The sequence below is a fragment of the Burkholderia sp. Tr-20390 genome, from assembly GCF_017104595.1.
GTDB lineage: Bacteria > Pseudomonadota > Gammaproteobacteria > Burkholderiales > Burkholderiaceae > Burkholderia.
Genome location: NZ_JAAGPC010000014.1, coordinates 26019 through 45929, shown reverse-complemented (window position 1 = coordinate 45929; position 19911 = coordinate 26019). Strand labels below are relative to the sequence as shown.

At 61.5% G+C, this 19911-nt stretch carries 14 protein-coding genes; 10 read left to right on the top strand and 4 right to left on the bottom strand.

Annotated features, from left to right (window positions below):
- Positions 1-16 precede the first annotated feature (16 nt).
- The 4 genes from G3N98_RS06585 to tssK form a co-directional block, all read right to left on the bottom strand.
- Complete coding sequence (locus G3N98_RS06585; RefSeq protein ID WP_006750272.1) at positions 17-502, bottom strand: Hcp family type VI secretion system effector; 486 nt, start codon at positions 500-502, stop codon at positions 17-19.
- A 94-nt stretch (positions 503-596) separates the two neighbouring features.
- Complete coding sequence (locus G3N98_RS06580; protein WP_346779073.1) at positions 597-2375, bottom strand: OmpA family protein; 1779 nt, start codon at positions 2373-2375, stop codon at positions 597-599.
- Complete coding sequence (locus G3N98_RS06575; RefSeq protein WP_206147679.1) at positions 2372-3127, bottom strand: DotU family type IV/VI secretion system protein; 756 nt, start codon at positions 3125-3127, stop codon at positions 2372-2374. The genes G3N98_RS06580 and G3N98_RS06575 overlap by 4 nt, the downstream gene beginning before the upstream one ends.
- Complete coding sequence (gene tssK, locus G3N98_RS06570) at positions 3127-4476, bottom strand: type VI secretion system baseplate subunit TssK (protein WP_206147678.1); 1350 nt, start codon at positions 4474-4476, stop codon at positions 3127-3129. Before tssK ends, G3N98_RS06575 begins: the two co-directional genes overlap by 1 nt.
- A 576-nt stretch (positions 4477-5052) precedes the next feature.
- On the opposite strand from tssK, the gene tssB reads away from it, so the two are divergent.
- From tssB to G3N98_RS06520, 10 genes are all read left to right on the top strand, one after another.
- Entirely contained in the window at positions 5053-5565 is a 513-nt protein-coding gene (gene tssB, locus G3N98_RS06565; protein ID WP_206147677.1) for a type VI secretion system contractile sheath small subunit, read from the top strand.
- 73 nt (positions 5566-5638) lie between these two features.
- On the top strand, positions 5639-7189 hold the full coding sequence (gene tssC / locus G3N98_RS06560) for a type VI secretion system contractile sheath large subunit (RefSeq protein ID WP_206147676.1): 1551 nt from the start codon (positions 5639-5641) through the stop codon (positions 7187-7189).
- 76 nt (positions 7190-7265) lie between these two features.
- On the top strand, positions 7266-9617 hold the full coding sequence (gene vgrG / locus G3N98_RS06555; protein ID WP_206147675.1) for a type VI secretion system Vgr family protein: 2352 nt from the start codon (positions 7266-7268) through the stop codon (positions 9615-9617).
- Complete coding sequence (locus tag G3N98_RS06550) at positions 9617-10609, top strand: DUF4123 domain-containing protein (protein WP_206147674.1); 993 nt, start codon at positions 9617-9619, stop codon at positions 10607-10609. Before vgrG ends, G3N98_RS06550 begins: the two co-directional genes overlap by 1 nt.
- Complete coding sequence (locus tag G3N98_RS06545; RefSeq protein WP_206147673.1) at positions 10602-11366, top strand: hypothetical protein; 765 nt, start codon at positions 10602-10604, stop codon at positions 11364-11366. Before G3N98_RS06550 ends, G3N98_RS06545 begins: the two co-directional genes overlap by 8 nt.
- Positions 11367-11489: 123 nt before the next feature.
- A complete protein-coding gene (locus G3N98_RS06540; protein ID WP_124576231.1) occupies positions 11490-12281 on the top strand; it encodes a DUF3304 domain-containing protein in 792 nt (263 codons plus the stop codon).
- Between the two features lie 322 nt (positions 12282-12603).
- Complete coding sequence (locus G3N98_RS06535; RefSeq protein WP_346779072.1) at positions 12604-14514, top strand: hypothetical protein; 1911 nt, start codon at positions 12604-12606, stop codon at positions 14512-14514.
- Between the two features lie 61 nt (positions 14515-14575).
- On the top strand, positions 14576-14833 hold the full coding sequence (locus G3N98_RS06530) for a PAAR domain-containing protein (protein WP_206147671.1): 258 nt from the start codon (positions 14576-14578) through the stop codon (positions 14831-14833).
- 3 nt (positions 14834-14836) lie between these two features.
- Positions 14837-16138, top strand: a complete 1302-nt coding sequence (locus G3N98_RS06525) for a hypothetical protein (protein ID WP_241025781.1) — start codon at positions 14837-14839, stop codon at positions 16136-16138.
- Positions 16104-19904: an ImcF-related family protein gene (locus tag G3N98_RS06520; RefSeq protein ID WP_241025780.1), complete on the top strand. Its 3801-nt coding sequence runs from the start codon at positions 16104-16106 to the stop codon at positions 19902-19904. The genes G3N98_RS06525 and G3N98_RS06520 overlap by 35 nt, the downstream gene beginning before the upstream one ends.
- Positions 19905-19911: the final 7 nt, after the last annotated feature.

The following is a 19911-nucleotide window of genomic DNA, read 5'->3' as shown; positions in this document are numbered from 1 at the left end:
CCAGCTGTTCAGTCCATCAGGAACGTTCGTTCCAGGTGTCCTTGTGGATGATGTTGCCGTCCTTGTAGGACCACGTGATCGTCTCGTAACGCAGTTCCACGTCTTCGAGATGGTTGTGCTTCTCGTAGTCGGGGTTCTTGATGTCGAGCATCTTTGGCTTCACCGCGACGATCTTCACGTTGTCGAGTTTCGTGTTGAAGTATTCCTTCTCCTTGCCCGCGTCGTCGATCCGGTACCACTTGATCTCGACCGACTTCAGCGTCTGGCCGCTCGTCACGGCCTTGTACAGATAGGGCGTCGACGCGTCCGTCTCCTTCGTCAGCGTGATCGGCTTGTGCACGCGCGTGCCGGTCAGCTTGCCCGTATTGCCGTCGGTTGGAATGTGCACGCCGTGATCGAACGCAACCAGTTCGACGCTGCCCTCGCGATCCTGGACGGTCACCGAACCCTTGATGTCCGCACCGCCGTCGTCCTTGAGCCACATGTAGGCCGGAATTGCCATTTGTTCACTCCTTCTTCTTCGTACTACGAATCGCCGGAATCGGATTCCGGCGTTGACAAACCCGAGGCGGCCGCCTCGGGAACCCAAACGCGTATTACTTCGCGGCACCGGTCGGGACGGCAGGCACCGGTGTATCGGGCACGAGCGTGATTTCGACCCGACGATTCTTTGCTCGCCCCTCCGGTGTGGCGTTATCCGCGACCGGTCGTGTATCGCCATAGCCCTGGATCGCGAACTGTGTCGGTGGGATGCCGGATGCCTCGACAAGCCAGTCGCGCACGGCCGACGCACGATCGATCGACAGCTTCAGATTGCGATCGGGCCGGCCCTGATCGTCCGCATAGCCGGCGACGAGCACGCGCTTGCCGTGATGCGCCTTGATCAGTGCGAGCGAATCGACCATCGCGCGCGTGGTGCCCGTCTTGAGCTGCGCTTTGCCACTGTCGAACAGCGACATGCTGTCCAGCGTGACGACGGCGGGCGGCGGTGGGGGCGGTTCATACGAGGCGATGGCTTCGTTGAGGACCGGCAGCAGCGGTGCACCGTGATAAGTGCCGAACGACAGCCGGAGCGGAACGCCGACACGCGCGTACCGGTCGAGCTGATCGCGATCCGACGCAAGGACCCGGAGCGCGTCGCGTTTTGCCGCGTCCTGCATGGCAGGGATACCGTTGAAGCGTTCGAGGTGCTCGCCGATGCGAGCCATCAGCGCCTCGTTGTTCTTCGCGGCGCAGCAGATGGCGGCGATCGCAGCACAGGCAACGATCGCAATGACGTGCGCGACGGCGGTGATGCGCGGCGATCGCCACGACCGGCGTGGCGTCGCGTCGATCAGCGGCTGCGGCAAGGGCCAGGGCAGCGGCGACGCAGGCAGTGCAGCGGGAGCGATACCCGTCTGGCCGCGTACTTCACGTTCCCACGGTTTGCCGGGGCCCGTTGCCGGGCCATGGTCGATCCAGCCGGCGCCGAACAGCGGCCAGGGCGAGGCGGGCTGGCGTCGATCCGTCAGCGGGTCGAACACGATACGGCGGCTCCATCCGATCATCGACGCGATTCCGGCGGCACGCGCCGCGACCGCCTGGCTTCCGTCGGCATGGAACGCATCCGACTCGGCTGCGTCGATTGCGGCGTCGAAGTGGTGCAGATCGACGATTGCCGATCCCGTCGACATGCCATACCACTGGGCCGCCGATTCGCCGGCCGCCGGCATCGTCGCGGCATCCGCGTTCGAGAGTCGCTGATAGAGGGCGACGTAGCCCGGCAGCGACGTGCCGAGCATGCGAGACGCATCCGCAACGGCCTGACGGATCACACGCAGCGACTGCGACAGCGTATCGTCGTTCGCATGAAGGCCCGGCGCGACCGACAGCACGACGCAATCCGGCGCATGGCCGTCGCGCCACTGGCGGACCGCGACGGCGAGCCGGGGAAGATCCTGGGGCCGGTCTGCGCGTAACCAGATTGCACCGTCGCCAACATGGACGAAGCGCGAGCGTGCCGTATCGCGATCGAACAAGGCAGGCAGGCCGTCACCGGTGACGAGGGCGAGCGGCATTCTCGTGCGCAGAGCGACGGGCAGGTCGGCGGTCGCTGCGCCGAGCTGCGCGATCACGTGTACGTTCCGTTCGCGAGCCCGCGTCAATCTGCGCGAATGCCGCCAGAGGATCAGCACGGAGAGTGCGACGACGAATGCCACCCATCCCAACATGACGCCGCGATCGACGGGCATCACCCCTCCGATGACGGCCAGCGTCAGCGCCGCGGACAGCGTCACGACCGAGCGTAGCGGATAGCCCAGGCCCGACAGGGCCGCGCGTGCCGCATCGGAATCGGTGTGGGTGGCGGCAGGTGGGAGTGTGGTGTCCGAAGTCACGGCCGTTTCACTTTCTGAACGAGTTGTGCCAGTTCCGCATCGAGGATGCGATCCCACGCGAACCAGACGAGTATCGCGATCACGCAGGCCGTTCCCGCGATCGCCCATGGCGACAGGCTTCTGAGACGGTCGATCAGACGCGTGTTCGAGCGATCGGTGACGAAGCCCGGCCGCGTGGCCGGCCGCAACTGATCTATCTGCGCCACCAGTGCGGCGATCAGTGCCTGACGTTTCGCTTCGCCGTCGTGCGCGTCTGCCGATGCGCCCGAGCGGGCGGCGTAGCGGCCGCGGAATCCCAGGCCGAGAACGGCCGCGTAGCATTCGAGCAAGTCGACGTTCGGTGCGGGTTCGCGCATCCGGAACTCGAGTCGCTCGTAAATGCGCGTGCCGGCGTCGTGCGTGCCGAATCGGTCGACCTGCAACGGTCGGGACTCCCAGTCCCCCTTGCTGGCGGCCGGCAGATACCGCAGGGCGGCTTCGTCGATCAGCCCGCACTGGGCGATGACGGCATCGTCCCGTACGTCAGCGGCAATCCCTTGCGCATCGAGCGCTGTCGAGAACTGGGCGACGAGCCGGAGGCATTGCCGACGCAGGTTTTCATGGTTGTCGACCTGACCGCCGTTCGACAGATGAGAGACGAGCAGCGCCGTATCGCGCAGCAGCGCACGTATCGACGCGCGAGGCGAGTGACCGGACGACGGCTCCCGCGCAAGCAGCGCGGCTTCGTGACGCGTAGAGACGAGGGTGTTCATCAGCGCAGCACCGCATAGAGTTCGATCGACGCGTCGGGAACCGACGCCGGCAGATAGATCTGGCAGGCGCGTGCGGCGAGCATCCTCGCATGCGCGGCGTCGTGCGCATCGAGCGCGAAATAGTGGTTGTCCAGCCGGACCGGAATGGCGCCGGGCACCCGCTGCACAGCCTTGAGCGGAATTCCCGCAACGGCGGAATTGACGATGTGTTCGACGTCGTCCGGTGCGCCGATCTTGCACAGGCGCGGGAACTGTTCGACGAGCTCGAATGCCGGCAGTGCGGCGTTGACGGACAGATACCAGTCCGCGGCCCCTTCGACGATGCGTTCGTCGCGGAACTGACCGACCCAGGTGGTCGGCGTCGTATGCGAGAGCCCGATCGAGACGACCCGTGACGGGATGATCGCGTCGAGCAGATCGCGCATCAGCGATTCGAGCGTCGTGAACACGTCATGGGCGCTCGCATGATCGTAAGGGGGAATATCGGTCAGCGAGACGCGCGTCGAGAACGTGGTCAGCGAGCCGGCCAACTGGGTGAGTACCTGGTACAGGCGATCGGTCGGCTGCCCCGGGTGCGACGCCAGGAAGCGCAGTTGCGGCCAGGCCTGATGAATGCAGTTCAGGAGCCAGAAAAGCTGGACGTCGGCGACGCCGTATTCGGCCACCTGCTCGATGCGCTCGCTGCGGCGTGCACCGAGGATCGCGCTTTTGGCGGCGAGGATATCGGCGATCCGTTGGACGCGCTCGATATGCAGCGCGTGACCGGATAACGTCAGGCAAGGCGGGACATATCGGCGATCGACCTGGAACTGTCCGCTCGTCGTCCGTATCAGTCGTGCGATCGCGCATGCCGTGTCGTCCGCGTGCGACTCGAAGCCGAACAGCAACCGGACGGCGTGGCGCTCGGCGGCGATTTCGGTTTCGCTTGCGCCGTTCAGGTCTGTCACCTTGACGAATTCGCGATACGCGCGCCGCGGGCGGGCCAGCGCCGTTTCGTCGAAGCGGCAGTTGTTGCCGTTCGCATCGGGCAGCGCGAGCGCGGCCAGCACGTCGATGGTCTGGGCATCGACAGGAATTTCGCTGGTCAGGTCGCGCGCGGGCGGCAACGCATCGGCGACGGTCGTGTCGATCGGCGTGCCGTCGGGGAAACGCAATTGCAGCCGAGTGAGCTTCAGGCGACCGGCGGCGAGAGCCTCTTCGTCGACGTCGACGTTCAGCGTCCCCCACGGCTCAACGGCAATCGCCGAAGCCAGTTGTTGCAGCGCGAACCCGTTCCAGCGTTCCTGCTGCTGGAAATGCTGCTGCGTGAGAATCAGCCCTTCATGCCAGAGCGGCTTTTCGATCCGCATGGTGTGGTTGTAATGATCCAGGAATTATGAGGTGCCGATTCTATACATCGTTTTGCGATTTCGTATACCCCGGTCTATTAGAATTTGTTGGAAATAGTTTCGGTTAATTTGAGATAAATGGGAGTTTATTGTGAGATTGATGGGGTGGATTTGGTTTTTATGTATCGAATCATGATGTGCATTTGTTTTATTAAGATTCGGCTTGGTTTTTTTGTGAAATTTATTGTATAAAAATCATGGGCATAGGAAAAATTTAAGGATTAGTTGGATATCGTTTGTGGGTGGCGTCAAGGCGCCGTGGCGTGCGTTGATAGATCGCATGGGAATAGGACAAGTCTTATGATCGAAAAATTGCCGCGTCGTTAATTTCCGATTTTTTGCGTTTCGGGTTTACTCGTCGATAAAGGCCGTGATATTTTCTGCCGCCTGAGTCGGATATCGGGCCGCGAATATCCGACTCGGTCGTCCGTCGATGCACGTTGCGGGGTTCGGCATGGGCGATGCGGACGACGGAGCATCCGTGGTCGTGGGTGCGTGTCGCGGAGTCTTCAAGCTTCCTGAGATAAGGAGAACGAATTGGATAGCTTTCAGCGAGAGATCCCGAAGAGCCGGGTGTCGATCACCCTCGATCTGCATACGGGCGGGGCGCAGAAGAAGGTCGAGCTGCCCCTGAAGCTGCTGGTGGCGGGCGACTTCAGCGCCGGGCGCGAACAGGCGCCGCTGGCCGAGCGCAAGAAGGTAAGCATCGACAAGAACAACTTCGATGCGGTGCTGGCCGACTACGCGCCGGATCTCAAGATCGCCGCGGACAACACGCTGGCCGGCGACGGTTCGGAACTGCCCGTCAACCTGTCGTTCCGGTCGATCGAGGATTTCGAGCCCGAGCAGGTGGCGCGCCAGATTCCCGAACTCCAGGCGCTTCTCGCGATGCGCAATCTGCTGCGCGACCTGAAATCGAATCTGCTCGACAACGGCACGTTCCGCCGCGAGTTCGAGAAGGTGCTGAAGGACGATCGCCTGTCCGCGAAGCTGCGCGGCGAGCTCGCACAGATCGCGACCGCCGCGACGCAGCCGGAAGGGCATGCGTGAACGCCGCTGGGCAAAACGCGCGTTCAGCGCATTCCGCAACATCGTAGCGATTCGATCGCAGACAGGACCCGAGATGAAACCCACTGAAACCCAGCAGAGCGGCGCGACCGAGACCGTCGTGCTGGACGCCCCGCACGGGGATATCGACAGCGTCTATGCGTCGCTGTGCAGCAAGATCAACCTGAAGCCCATCAGCGAGGCGCGCCCGCTCGAGGCGTTCCGCGACAACGACATGCTGTCCGAGGCATCGGCCGACGAGCGGATCGCGCGCGGGATGGGCGCGTTCCTCGAACTCGTCGCGAAGGCGAGCCAGCCGGTGGACCGCCTCGACAAATCGCTGCTCGACTTCCATATCGGCCAGATCGACCGGCAGATCGGCCGCCAGCTCGACGCCGTGATGCATAAGTCGGAATTCCAGGCGCTCGAAGCGCGCTGGCGCGGCCTGAAGATGCTCGTGAGCCGCACCGATTTCCGCAAGAACGCGCGCATCGAAGTGCTGGACGTGTCGAAGGATGCGCTGCAGCGCGACTTCGAGGATACGCCGGAACTCATCCAGAGCGGCTTGTACCGCCTGACGTACATCGAGGAATACGACACGCCGGGGGGCCAGCCGATCAGCGCGATGATTAGCGACTTCGAGTTCGCGAATTCGCCGATGGACGTCGCACTGCTGCGCAACATCTCGAAGGTGGCGGCCGCGGCGCACATGCCGTTCATCGGCTCGGTCGGGCCGGCGTTCTTCGGCAAGCAGTCGATGGAGGAAGTCGCGGCGATTCAGGACATCGGCAACTACTTCGATCGCGCCGAATACATCAAGTGGAAGAGCTTCCGCGATACCGACGACGCGCGTTACGTGGGCCTGACGATGCCGCGCGTGCTCGGCCGTCTGCCGTACGGCAAGGACACGGCGCCGGTGCGGGCGTTCAACTACGAGGAGGCCGTCAAGGGCCCCGATCACGACAAGTACCTGTGGATGAATGCGTCGTTCGCGTTCGCGGCGAACATGGTGCGCAGCTTCGTGAGCAACGGCTGGTGCGTGCAGATCCGCGGGCCGCAGGCGGGCGGCAAGGTCGAGGATCTGCCCGTCCACCTGTACGACCTCGGCACCGGCTACCAGCCGAAGATCCCGACCGAAGTGCTGATCCCGGAAACGCGCGAGTTCGAGTTCGCGAATCTCGGTTTCATTCCGTTGTCGTTCTACAAGAACCACGACTTTGCGTGCTTCTTCTCCGCGAACTCGGCGCAGAAGCCGGCCCTGTACGAGACCAAGGAAGCGACCGCGAACAGCCGCATCAACGCGCGGCTGCCGTACATCTTCCTGCTGTCGCGCATCGCGCACTACCTGAAGCTGATCCAGCGCGAGAACATCGGCACGACCAAGGATCGTCGTCTGCTCGAGCTCGAGCTGAACAACTGGATCAAGGGGCTCGTGACCGAGATGAAGGATCCGGGCGACGAGTTGCAGGCGTCGCATCCGCTCCGTGAGGCGAAGGTCACGGTCGAGGATATCGAGGACAACCCGGGCTTCTTCCGGATCAAGTTGTTCATCGTCCCGCACTTCCAGGTCGAAGGGATGGATATCGGGCTGTCGCTCGTGTCGCAGATGCCGAAGGCCAAGAACTGATCTGACGTTTGAGCAGGATCCGCCGGGGTGACGATTGTTGTCCCGGCGGCGTGTGGTTGCGCAACCGAGAGAGTCGATGTCGATGATTTTGCCTACGCAGGCTTATGAATTGAAGCTGGCGCCGCATCCGGCGCCTTTCTCGATCCTGAAGTTCACCGGGCTGGACCGCGTGAGCCAGCTTTATCGATACGAGATCGAATTCACAAGCCCGACAGCGGGGATTCCGATGAACCAGGTGTTGGGGCGGCCGGCAAAGTTCATTGCCGATCCGGTCGATCCGGACATGGATTACCTGCGGAAGATGTTCGGAGAGAATGCGGCGCAGTTCAGTGCGAAACCGATGGCTTATACGGTTCACGGTGTCATCACACAGTTCGACGAGCTTGAGACGTCGGCGGACGAAACGCGCTACCGGGTCGTGCTGGAACCGACGCTGGCGGATCTCGATCGTGGCGTGACCAGCCGGCTGTTTCAGAAGCAGTCGGTCGAGGAGATCGTGACCGACACGCTGCGGCATTACGGGTATCGCGCGGGTGTCGATTTCCAGTTCCAGTTGCGCGGGCAGTACAAGCGTCGCGAGTACGTGACGCAATATCACGAGACGACGTTCGCCTTCATTCAGCGGATTTGTGCGGAAGCGGGGATCTGGTTTCGCTGGGAGCAGAAGAAGGATCGCGCGGTGGTCGTGTTCGGCGACGATCTGGACGCGTATGCGCGCAAGCAGCGCACGGTGCCGTATCGGCGTGACTCGGGGCTCGAAAGTGTCGGCGCCGATGCGATCAAGATGCTCGGGCGAGAGATGAAGCGTGTGCCGGAGGCCGTACGGCTGCATGACTACAACCATCGGCAGGCCGGGGTATCGCTGCTGGTCGAGGAAAACACGGCGCGCGACGACAAGACGACGAATGCCGTCGATTACCGCTGGGGCGAGCACTACGAGACGCCCGAAGAGGGCAAGCAGATTGCCCGGCTTCGGCATGAGGCGTATCTGGCCGGGCAGATTACGTTCAAGGGGACGGGCAATCCATTCTGGCTCGAAGCCGGCGAGGTGATGCGGGTCGAGCCGAATCCGGTCGACGCGAAGCACGGGGTGTTCGTCACGTCGGTCGAATCACACGGCGGGCGGAATGAGTCGTATTGGGTGGCGTTCGAGGGGATTCCGTCGGATCGTGTATGGCGTACACCGGTGGCATCGGTTTCGCGGCCGGTGGTCGACGGGATTCTGCCGGCGCGGATTACGTCGCCGGGCAACTACAAGTATGCGTATCTGACCGAACAGGGCTGGTACGCGATCAAGCTGCCGTTCGATCTCGATGAATGGAGCCCGGGTGGGACGAGTCGGCCGGTGCGGTTCGCGAAGCCTTACAGCGGCGACAACTACGGGCATCACTTTCCGTTGATCGACGGGGCGGAGGTGGCGGTCGTCCATACGGATGGCGATCCGAACCGGCCGGTGATCATCGGGGCGATGCATGACAGTGTGCATCCGGATCTGGTCAACAACCTGAACCATACGCGGAACCTTATTCGGACGGCTGCGCAGAATGAGTTGCGGATGGAGGATAAGGAAGGTGTCGAGCATATTCATCTCACGACGCCAACTCAGACCAGTGAACTGAATCTGGGGCACATGGTCGACGGTGCCCGTAACGAACGCGGTCAAGGGGCCGAGCTGCGTACCGACGGGCATCTTGCGGCGCGCGGCCCGAAGGGCATGTTGTTGAGTACCGAGGCGCAGATTGGAGCCTCGGGGCACCAGCTCGACATGAAGGACGCGCAGGCGCAGTTGCAGCGGGCAATCGATCGCATGGAGTCGCTTTCCGAGGCGGTACGAGCGGCAGAGGCGACCGTCGCCGAGTTGCAGCAGCAGAAGTCGTTCTATGCGGAAGCGCTGGATGGTTTGAAGCGTGCCGCTATTCTGGCGAGCGCACCGTCAGGTATCGGCCTCACGTCCGGCGAGCATTTGCAGGTCAATGCGGACCGGAATCTGATCGCGACGGCCGGCGGGAATTTCGACGTGGGAATCATGCGGAACTTCACCGTTGCGGCGGGAAGGCAGGTATCGCTCTTCGCACAGGCGCAGGGGGTACGGGTCACCGCGGCCAAACAGGATGTCGTCGTCCAGGCCCGCACGGGTGCGATGGCGCTGTCGGCATCGAAGGACATGAACTTCACGAGCAGCGATGGTGCGATCCTCGCGGCCTCGCGCGGTGCGCTGACCCTGACAAGTGGTGGTGCCTATCTCAAGATCGATGGCGGCAACATCGAGCTAGGGTGCCCGGGGGATATCACGCTCAAGTGCGGAAATTTCCACTGGACCGGCCCTGCTTCGCATTCGGCCCGTTTGCCGATTATGCCCATTGGGCCATGCAAGGAGTGTCTGCTGGATGCGCACCGTGGTGTCGAAGCGATGACGGAGGTCGCTTGATGGCCGGAACCGGACGTGCGGCCCCAACCCGAGAGTCGGACGCGCCGTGGGAGGCATGGCGTGATCGATTGGTAGCGCAATTCGACACGTTCGATGCGGACGGCGTTGCGGCGTACCTGTATCTGCTCGCCGATGCGCGCGCCAATCCGGGGCTCGACAAACTGCTTGCCCAGGTGCCGCGGCTCGAATGGGAGTCGCTGTGGGGCGACAGTGTTCTCGAGACCTATACGGACATCGCCCCGTATCTGATCGGGATCGATCGCTTTGCATTCGACGATTCGCGCGACCTCGGCAGCCGGCTTGTCCGGCGACTTTGGAGAGAGTCGAGCGGACGGCACATGCTGACGTGGATATGGTCTCCATTTCCCATTCGGTCTCTGGCCGCGCATTTTCGCTCGTTCTGCCGTTACTCGACGCCCGACAACCGCGCGTACTTTCTGCATTTCTACGATAACCGGATTCTTGTCCGGTTACGAGGAGTCTGGAGCTCAGAACAGGCTCAGGCGTTTCTGTCGCCATGTGTCGAGGTATGGCATCGCGATCGTGAGTCGAACGAGATCGTCTGGCGCAACGATGCCGGTGTCGCCGATGCAGTCGTCGACGCAGAGCAGGTGATGACGATCGAGCAGCACATGACGTTGCTGCATCTCGGCCGTGCCGACAAGCTTGCGATGCAGTTGCGCGCGATGTATGGCGCGATGCTCGACGATTTTACGGATCGGGCGCTCTACGAGCGTATTTCGGAACAGCTCGAACGTGCTGGTCGATACCGTATAGCCGACGATGACGATCTCTTGAACTACGTTTCAAAGGGCGTCGTTATTTCGCCGCGGTTCGATGAGCATCCGGTGATCCGGGGCAGGTTGGATCGCGCGATGAGCGGTGAGCAGACGTTTCGGGACGCATTGAGTGATATCGACGCGGAGGTATTGCGGGAGACGGCTCGCATCGCGTCGGATTCGGAGGAGGCTGGAGGAATGTCGCGTGACTAGTCGGTTTTTCATCCTGTTGGTCCTCGCACTGGCACTGACTGGCTGCGATGCATTTTCTTCCGAGCCGACCTACCGTGGTGTCAGCATCATGGGGCTCAACTACACGCCGTTCAATCTGAGCGAGTTCACGATTCGCGACAAGTATGGCAACAGAGCGGGTGGAGGGGGGGATTTGCCGCCGGGTACGGGCGCGGGAAGACTGAGTTGCTGCTACAAGCTGAAGGGGACGGAATTCACGGTCGAGCGGGAGATATATGACCAGGATGAGTTCATGAAGGATCCGTACGCGCCGATCAAGACGATCCACAAGACGACCGAGGTGAAGTTTCCGCCGACAAAAATCAAAGGCGGGGCGGGGGAGGACGTGCTGGCCGTGCACTTTTATCCGGACGATCACATCGAGTTCGAGATTCGGAACGACATGAGCGGGACGAGGATCGCGTATACAAAAGTGGACCACTTGTTTCAGACCAAATACGGGAAGGCGGCGAACCCTGACGATGCCGACATGGCCGTCGCCTATCGACGCACGGCGCGTATCGCGGCGCAAGGCTGGTTGAAGTATCGCCTGACCGATACGACAGATCTCGTGCAGTACGTGTACTACTGGCAGATCGTCAATCCGAAATTCGATGAGCATCCAGCGGTGCAACGGATCCTGAAGGAGACGAGCGGCAAGCCAGGCGCCTTTGGTGCTGCGATGCAGAGCTTGCCAGATACCGTCGTGCAAGAGATCAAGAGAGGTCGCTTTGATTAGACATCGACACGACTCGAAATTCGCTATTCGAAAGGACGTTCATCTTGATCGTCAGACCGTGTTCGTGAGTCGGAGTCCGCGTGTTACGTCGGATTGTGTTCTTAAATTTTAGGTGTTTCGTCAATGATTAAACGAGTTGTCGTCTTCCTCGCTGCCGCATTGATGTTGGCCGGTTGCGATGCATTTTCCTCCGAGCCGACCTACCGTGGTGTCAGCATCATGGGGCTCAACTACACGCCGTTCAATCTGAGCGAGTTCACGATTCGCGACAAGTATGGCAACAGAGCGGGTGGCGGGGGAGATTTGCCGCCGGGTACGGGCGCGGGAAGTCTGAGCTGCTGCTACAAGCTGAAGGGGACGGAGTTCACGGTTGAGTGGGAAGTCTACGACGCGGATGAAGCGATTAAAGATCTGTACGCGCCGATCAAGAAGATCCGCAAGACGACCAAGGTGAAGTTTCCACCGACAGAAGTCAAAGGTGGGGCGGGGGAGGACGTGCTGGCCGTGCACTTTTATCCGGACGATCACATCGAGTTCGAGATTCGGAACGACATGAGCGGGACGAGGATCGACTACACGGAAATCGATTACTGGCTTCAAACCAAATATGGGAAGGCGGCGAACCCGGACGATGCCGACATGGCCGTCGCCTATCGACGCACGGCGCGTATCGCGGCGCAAGGCTGGTTGAAGTATCGCCTGGCCGACACGACAGATTTGGAGCAGTACGTGTACTACAGGCAGATCGTTAATCCGAAATTCGATGAGCATCCAGCGGTGCAACGGATCCTGAAGGAAACGAAAGGCCGGCCAGGTGCCTTCGGTGCCGCGATGCAGAGATTGCCGGATCCGGTTGTGCAAGAGATCAAGAAGGGTCGCTTTGAACGAGATACTTCGAGAGGGCAACATGGCTGACAAGCACATGCTCGATCCGGCGGACCGGACTCCACCGGAGGTACGTGCAGCAATTGGGGAGAAACGGAAGGCGTACCCGCAAGATGGCTGCATTCCTTGCGGTGCCGTCATGCACGTGGGTTTTTTCTTCGATGGATTCGGCCGTCATCGAGACTACGACAATAAGACGACTTCTCGATACTCAAATATTTGTCGGCTCTGGGAGGCTCATCGTGAAAACAAGGACCGACGTCGGAGAGAGGAGCCTAACCAATTTTGGTATCGACTCTACTATTCTGGACTCGGAACGGAGCTGAATAAGGAGGCTCGAGAGGGGCAAATCGTGTCTGCAGCATTCAAGCTCGGAAAGCAGGGCGCCGATGCAGCCGCTTCAATCGCAGTCAGCGTCGGCGAGGGCGTAACCGGCGTGAAACGGCTTCCTATCAACCCGCAAGACACTATCACCGACGGATTCAAGAAGGGTCTCAAGGAGTTTTCGTTTCGGCCGGTCGTGCAGTCTTTCAAAGACCTGGTCAATTCCGTCGAATCCGTGCCGCGCAATATCGGCCGCGTGTTGCAACTTCAGCGTGACAATCGCTGGCTTCGACGCGGTCGTGCTGCCACGCGCGCGGTTCTTTACGATGCGAAGAAGAATTTTCCGTCCATCGCGCAAAGCGCCGCCAAGTCGGTGTTCTTCGGCGTGGTGATCGATTCGATTCCATGGTTTCGTGACAACCGCGCTGTCGCGCGAATTTTCGGAACGGGCGTCGATGATCGGCTGGCGGCCGCGATGAAGCAGTTCGAGATATCAATCGACGACGTCAGGCAGAAAATGTCTAAAGTCCAGCGGATCCAGGTTTCGATCTTCGGCGCCGATCGCGGTTGTGTTCTCGCCCGCGCGCTGGCGAATGAACTGACCCAGCGCTACAAGCGTCCGAGCGAGACGACGCTGGCCTTTGTCGATCCGAAGGATTCGAACCAGACGGCGATTCCGATCGAAATCAAATTCATGGGGCTGCTCGACGCCGTATCGTCGTTGATGGAGGAGAACAAGCTGCTGGGGATCGTGCCGATTCTCGGCCTGCTCAAACAGAACTACGGAGATCGCGCTCTAGCGGTACCGGCGTCTGTGCAACGATGCGTGCATTTTGCGGCGGCCCACGAGTTGCGCTTCTATCAGCGGCTCGATAGCCTCGAGAACACGCGCGGCCTTCAATATCTCTATCCGGGAACGAGTGAAGACATCACCGGCGGAGCGCCTCCAGGAACGCTTGGAGCACGCGCGGAACTTCAGCGCGTCGCGTTGCGCGACATGCTCAATGAAGCGGTATCGCATGGTGTCGTCATGGACACCATGGAAGATTTGGCTAAATTTAAACCCGATGCATTTCAGCGATTCACCCTCGCAAACCCCATCCGCGACGGAAAATCCACCTACAAAGTCGGAGAACTAATCGCCGCCTACCGTCAGATGGTTCCCTACGTCGCACGCCTGAATTTTCTCGACCATATGCAGGTGTTTCTGCGTTGGATGGCGGTTCGCTACCAGTCCCCTGCGTTTCGCGCAACCGTGACGAGTCGCTTCGACGATCTCGCCGCGCGGCACCGGGAGAGGCTGAAGGAACACAACGACGCTGAGGCAGCGTATATCGCACTGCGCAACCAGCGACCGCCGGTCGATAGCGTGACGCTCAACAAAGCTTTGGCTCGCTGGCAGGATTCGGTTCTGCCTGAGATGCTTTCTAATCGCGACGCAGGTGTCGAGAAGAATCGCCCTTCGGTAGGCGTCTGGGATCGCATCCAAAGCGAATCCGAAGAGCTGATGCGACGCGAATCCCGGCAAGCCGGGCTGCAAAAATCAGCAGATCTTATCCGTGAAAAGGCTCAAGACGGATCACTGCCGTGGGACGCAGATCCTGAGTTCAGCGCATCGATGATCGAGGCCTTGATGATGACGCCGGAAGAGGAGGCGCTGATCCAGGCATGGAAGATGGGCCTGAGCGGCAAGAACCCGCTGCCGCCCAAAGTCATGGCGCTGTTCGACCTGCTGGTTCACGACACGATGCTGACGAGCTGGCACGACCACGTGCTGTCGTCGAACCTGTACTTCCAGACACGAGCGATCGACACGTTCGGAACCAGCGATTACGTCGAAGAGGACAAGAAGCGCAAGCGCGACGAGAGGCACGGCGAGCGCGTCAGGCAGGCGAGCGAGGCGATGAAGCCTGCCGCCCGGGTGCCAGGGCGCCTGTAACCAACATCAATCGCTTGCTGTCGAACTGCAGTGGCGATGTCACTTTATTTCGGGGATACATATGGCGGGCATCATTCGCGTCGGAGACAGCCATACCGGCGGAGGCCACGTAACGGCTGGCTCGGCGACACGCTTTTTCACGGGGCGTCCGCTTGCTCGGCTCCACGATCCGGTGACCTGTCCGCGGCACGGCGACAACCATATCGCGACCGCGACCTCGGGCGCATTCGATGAGGGTCGCGAAGTCGCCCAGCACGATGACTTGTGCGCGTGCGGTTGCCGTTTGATTTCTTCTCTTCCGAACAGCGGGCGCCGTTAAGCAATGGCACTGGATTTCTCGTCCCTCCCGCCGGAGAAGCCGGTTCCTGATGAGTCGCCGTCGCGGGTTCTCTGGGCTGCGGTGTTCATCGTGCTCACGGCGGTCGGGGTATTGGCTGTGCTGTTGCTCTGGCCGAAGGATGAGCCGACTCGCACGCCGTGGTTCTGGATATGCGTGTCCGTATATCCGACGGGTTTTTCCGCCTTCGTCGTCTCCCGGCGCTATCGGGCATACGAACTCGAACGCGCGAAAGTCCAAGCCTGGAACGATGCAAGCAGGAAGTACAACGCGCAGGCTTTTGCGCGAGAGAGCGTGCCGATGCTCGCCCTGGCAGCGGCTGCACGTGTAACCGCAGACGATACGGACAATGGTATCGCCCCGATCGTCGATGGCGCGATGAAGTTGTGTGCAAAAGCTTCGGAGCGACAAGCAAACGAATCGGTTTCCGCAAGATGGTTCGAGCCGATTGAAGCCCGCCTGGCCGCTGACGATGCGGAACGTCAGGATGAGGTTCTTGAATGGTTGTACGAGCGACTCATCGACGACTTGCATGAAACCTTGAACGCGCTTCCTGCGGATCTGCCACTGCGCGTTTTGCTCGACATTTCCGGCTATGTCGGAGAGTCCGACGTGGTCGAGCAATGGCGGGAAGAATGGAGGCGTCACACGTTGCGCTTCGCCAGAGCGGACCGTGCGCCCGAATCGCTCGATCTGATGACGGTCGATGCCTGGCTTGACGATCGGAACGGGCCATTGCATCAGCATGCGGTGTTACTCGTTTCCGTGGCGCTCAACACAGTGATTGCCGAGCCGCCGGCGCCTGGTTCAGCTGAGGCTGGGGTTGGATTGTTGTTGGTTTCCGAGGGCCTTGCATCGCGCTTCGAATTGCGACCGATCGCTGCAATCCACCGTCCCCGGCGAGCCGAGAATGACGATCCTGGCCATGCACTGACCTATGGGCTTCGTTGGGGCGGTACCGCGCCGGACGACATCGGAGCGCTGTGGACGAGCGGATTCGACAGCCGAACGGCCGGTTCCTTGCGCACGGCGTTACGCACTGGCAATCCGGAAGGTGAAAACGACGAAGCGGTGCCGGAGTTTGAACTCGATCGAATCGTCGGCAAGGCGGGGGCCTCAGCCGGATGGCTTGCCGCAGCTTGTGCAACGTACGTCGCCGGTCAAGTGCCAAAGCCGCAACTGGTCGCGCAGTGCGACGAAAACCATGTGTTCATCGCTGTCGTGACGAACATGGATAACGCATCAACAACACATGTACTTCCGCATGAACCGGATATTCAAACTTGACCTGTTCGGGGCCTTTGTTTTTGTCGTCCTTCCTGGGCTGATCGTATGGACGCGACCGCACTTGGTTGGGATAACCGAGGCGGATCGAGGATTGGCGCTCGTCATTTTGTGCGCCATATTCGTGGCACTCTTGTTGATCTTCAGCTTCAGCGATTCGTCTCGGCCGGCGAATGGCTGGCGCGCGGTGAAGAAGTGGGTCGAGGATCACACGCGTCGCACGGTTGCTCCGTCGGGAAGCGATTCGAAGGTTAATGCCGCGACGCGAGCCGAATCGTTGAAGCAGGTCCAGAGCGAGCGGCATGGCTGGCGATGGCGTCATCGCGATCGCTGGGTGCTTGTCGCCGGCGACTATCCGCTCGTCAGGCGGCTCGCGCCGGGGTTGGCCGATACCGGCTACGCGATTCTCGGCAATACGGTCGTGTTGTATGCGCGGCAAATTGACGACAAACTCGACACGGAATGGCTCGATCAGATTCGTCGTCTGCGCCGTCGTCGTCCGATCGACGCGATTGTCGCCGTCACTCGTCACCGGAGTTCCGGCGATGCGTCGTTTGACGTGGACGAACTCGCTGCACGGCTTGCTCGCCACGCGCGCATGTTACGTTGGGCCGCACCGACGTATCTGCTGGATGTGACGGATTTCGGCAGCGACCGGGCCGGCCCGGATGAAGCGATGGGCGTCACATGGGCGAACACACGCATGAGCGGGGAGATGATTGACGAATCGCTGCGCAATCTCGTCGACAATCTTTCGGACATTAGTGTCGCGCGCCTCGCAGTGAATGCCGACGATCGTTACCCTGCCGAGCTGGCGCAACATGTTTCGAGGCTGCGCGGAGCGCTATCTGACCTGCTACACCGAACCGCTGAATCCTCTATTTCGAGGCATACGCTTCACGGGGTGATGTTTGCGCCGTTATTCAAAGAGCGGCCGCCGAAGTCTCCGGATTTCGATCTGCCGAGTGGCGATTCGAATGATGGCGACCCGACGCTCAACCCTCAACACCGAACCCTCTGGCAAACCATCGCCGACCACAGCCGCAAGGTCCACGGCCGCCGCGTTGGTTTTTCACTGTCGACCACCGCAGCCTGGATGACGACGGCCCTGATCGGCTGCTGGTTTGCCGGCACGTTGCTGTCCGGTTTCGCCAACCGTACAACGATCGGAAGCGCAACGGATACGGCTGCGAAGCTCACCGGGCCACTGAACCCAACGCAGTCGCTGCAAACGCTTACCGACCTCGGCCGGCAAATGGATACGCTCGAAATCCGCCAGCTTACCGGTGCGCCTTTGATCGCCCGTTTCGGCTTGAACCGCGACGACGCGCTGCTCGACGCCCTTTGGCCTTACTACGCCGGTGCCGCGAACCGCATCCTCGTCGGCCCGATTCGCCAGAAGCTCGACGCGAGGCTGCATCAGCTTGCGTCGCTGTCCGACGCGGAAATCGCCAGCGGCGGCGATGCTCAGGTACAGGCCGCTTACGATACGCTCAAGACCTACATGATGCTCGCCAAACCCGAGCGGGCAGTAGCTGCATTCCTGATTCCGCAACTTGTCGCGACGTCTGCACCCGAACGCCCGACTCATTCGCAGCTGTCGAAGGGCCGCTGGGAAGACCTGCGTCAGCAAGCGATCGCGTTCTTCGCCAACCACGTTGGACGTGGCGCTGCATCCAGTCAGGCCGCGTTGGCGATTGGTCTGGATAGCAACCTGATCGCGTCTACCCGCCAGACGATCATCGGTGTCCGGGGTATCCAGCACTCTGGCGACGCGATCTACCAGCAGATCATCGACGAAGCATCACCGAAATACCCGCCGCTATCACTCGCGACGCTGCTCGGCGACGCCGCAACGCAATCCTCTGCGGGCAGCGCAACGAGCCGCGGCCTGTTCGGCACGACCGCGACCGTACCGGGCGTATTTACGCGCGCGGCGTGGGAAGAGCGGATCTCCAGGGCAATCGACGAAGCCGGCGAGCAACGCGACGTAGCAAGCGACTGGGTGCTTTCCGACACCAAGGTTGCCAACGCGTCACCCTCGACATTGAAAGCCGAACTGCGCCAGCGCTATTTCGACGACTATGCGCGGGCATGGGCGCTCTTCCTCAACAGCCTGCGCTGGCAACCCGCCCCGACGCTGTCGGCCACGGCCGACCAGTTGACGCTGCTGGGCGATCCGCAACGCTCGCCGCTCGTCGCGTTGATGAATGCGATCGTGTATCAGTCTGGAACGGGAGCCAACGCGCAGTCGCTGTCCGACACGCTGATCAGCAAGGCACAGCAACTGGTCGGCACGGACGAAAAGGACCCATCGAAGCAGGCAAAACCTCAGCTTGCACCGCTTGCCGCCGCATTCGGCCCAATCCTGCGTTTGACCGGCAGCGATCTCGCTTCCGGAGCGCCATCCGGCGGCAAGGGGAACGCATCGCCGGCAGCAACCGGCGACCTGAGTCTGGCACGCTATCTGGAGCGGATCACGGCGATGCGCCTGAAGACATCGCAGATCGTCTCCAGTCCGGATCCGGACGCGATCGCGCGTCTGGCCGCGCAATCCGTGCTACAGGGCAAGACATCCGATATCGCCGACAGCCGCGATTACGCGAGCCGTGTCGCCGCGAGCCTCGGTGAGCAGTGGTCCGGATTCGGCGCACTGTTCCGCGCACCGTTCGACCAGTCCTGGCAAGTCATCGTGCAACCGGCCGCTTCGAGCCTGAACGAGATCTGGCGCACCGCGATCCTCGCCGACTGGAACAAGACGTTCGGTGGCCGTTATCCATTCGCGGATTCCGACAACGACGCGTCGCTGCCCGAGATGGCGCGCTTCATGCGTCCGGATAGTGGTGTGATCGCGCAGTTCGTGACATCGCAACTGGCCGGGGTCGTCGAACGGCAGGGCGACCGATGGGTCGCTTCGCAAGGTACCGATTCCGGCGCATTGACGATCGATCCGGCGTTCCTCAACGGGTTGAACAAGCTCACGCGCACGTCGACGGTCCTGTTCCCGTCGGGCGACGCACGTGTGCGTTACGAACTGCGGGCCGAGCCGACGCCGGGTGTCACCGACATGAGATTCGTGCTGTCCGGCCGCGAACTGCATTATTTCAACCAGAGGCAGGAATGGACACCGTTCGAATGGCCGGGGCAGTCGCTCGAGAACCTGTCGCATATCGAATGGCAGACGGAGCAGGGCGGGTTGCGCACCGCACTCGATTCGCAGGGACGCTTCGGTCTAATCCGGCTGCTGGAGCGCGCGAAGGTCGCACAGCAGGATAACGCCCGCTATCTGCTGACCTGGACGCCCGACACGAGCCAGGGCATTCCGCTCAAGGTGCAATTACGCAGCGAAGCCGGCGGCGGTCCGCTGGACGTTCTCCAGTTGCGGAATTTCACGTTGCCGACACGCGTTTTCGTGACGGGATCGCAGAACGCGGGGCCGCGGGTTTCGACGATCGGCCCGCCACCGTTGCCGGCGTCGGCGGTCGCTGCTGCGAAGCATGCGGCTGTTCCGCTGCCGCCGGGGCTTCCGGGTGGGCGCCCCTCGCCGGACGAGGCCATGCCGGAGACGACAGCGCAGGCATCCGGTCAACGCGCCACGCTCGAACTTGCTCAGGCGACAACGCGAACCGCTGAACCTGGGGCGGCGAAACAAACGGCCGTGCCGAAGGTTGCGATTTCGCCCTTGGCGACCACGTCGGGACGTTCCGAATCCTCCTCCAGTCCGTTCGGACACGCCCTCAGCCTGTTGGGCGACGCATTCGCATTTTGAGATCTGC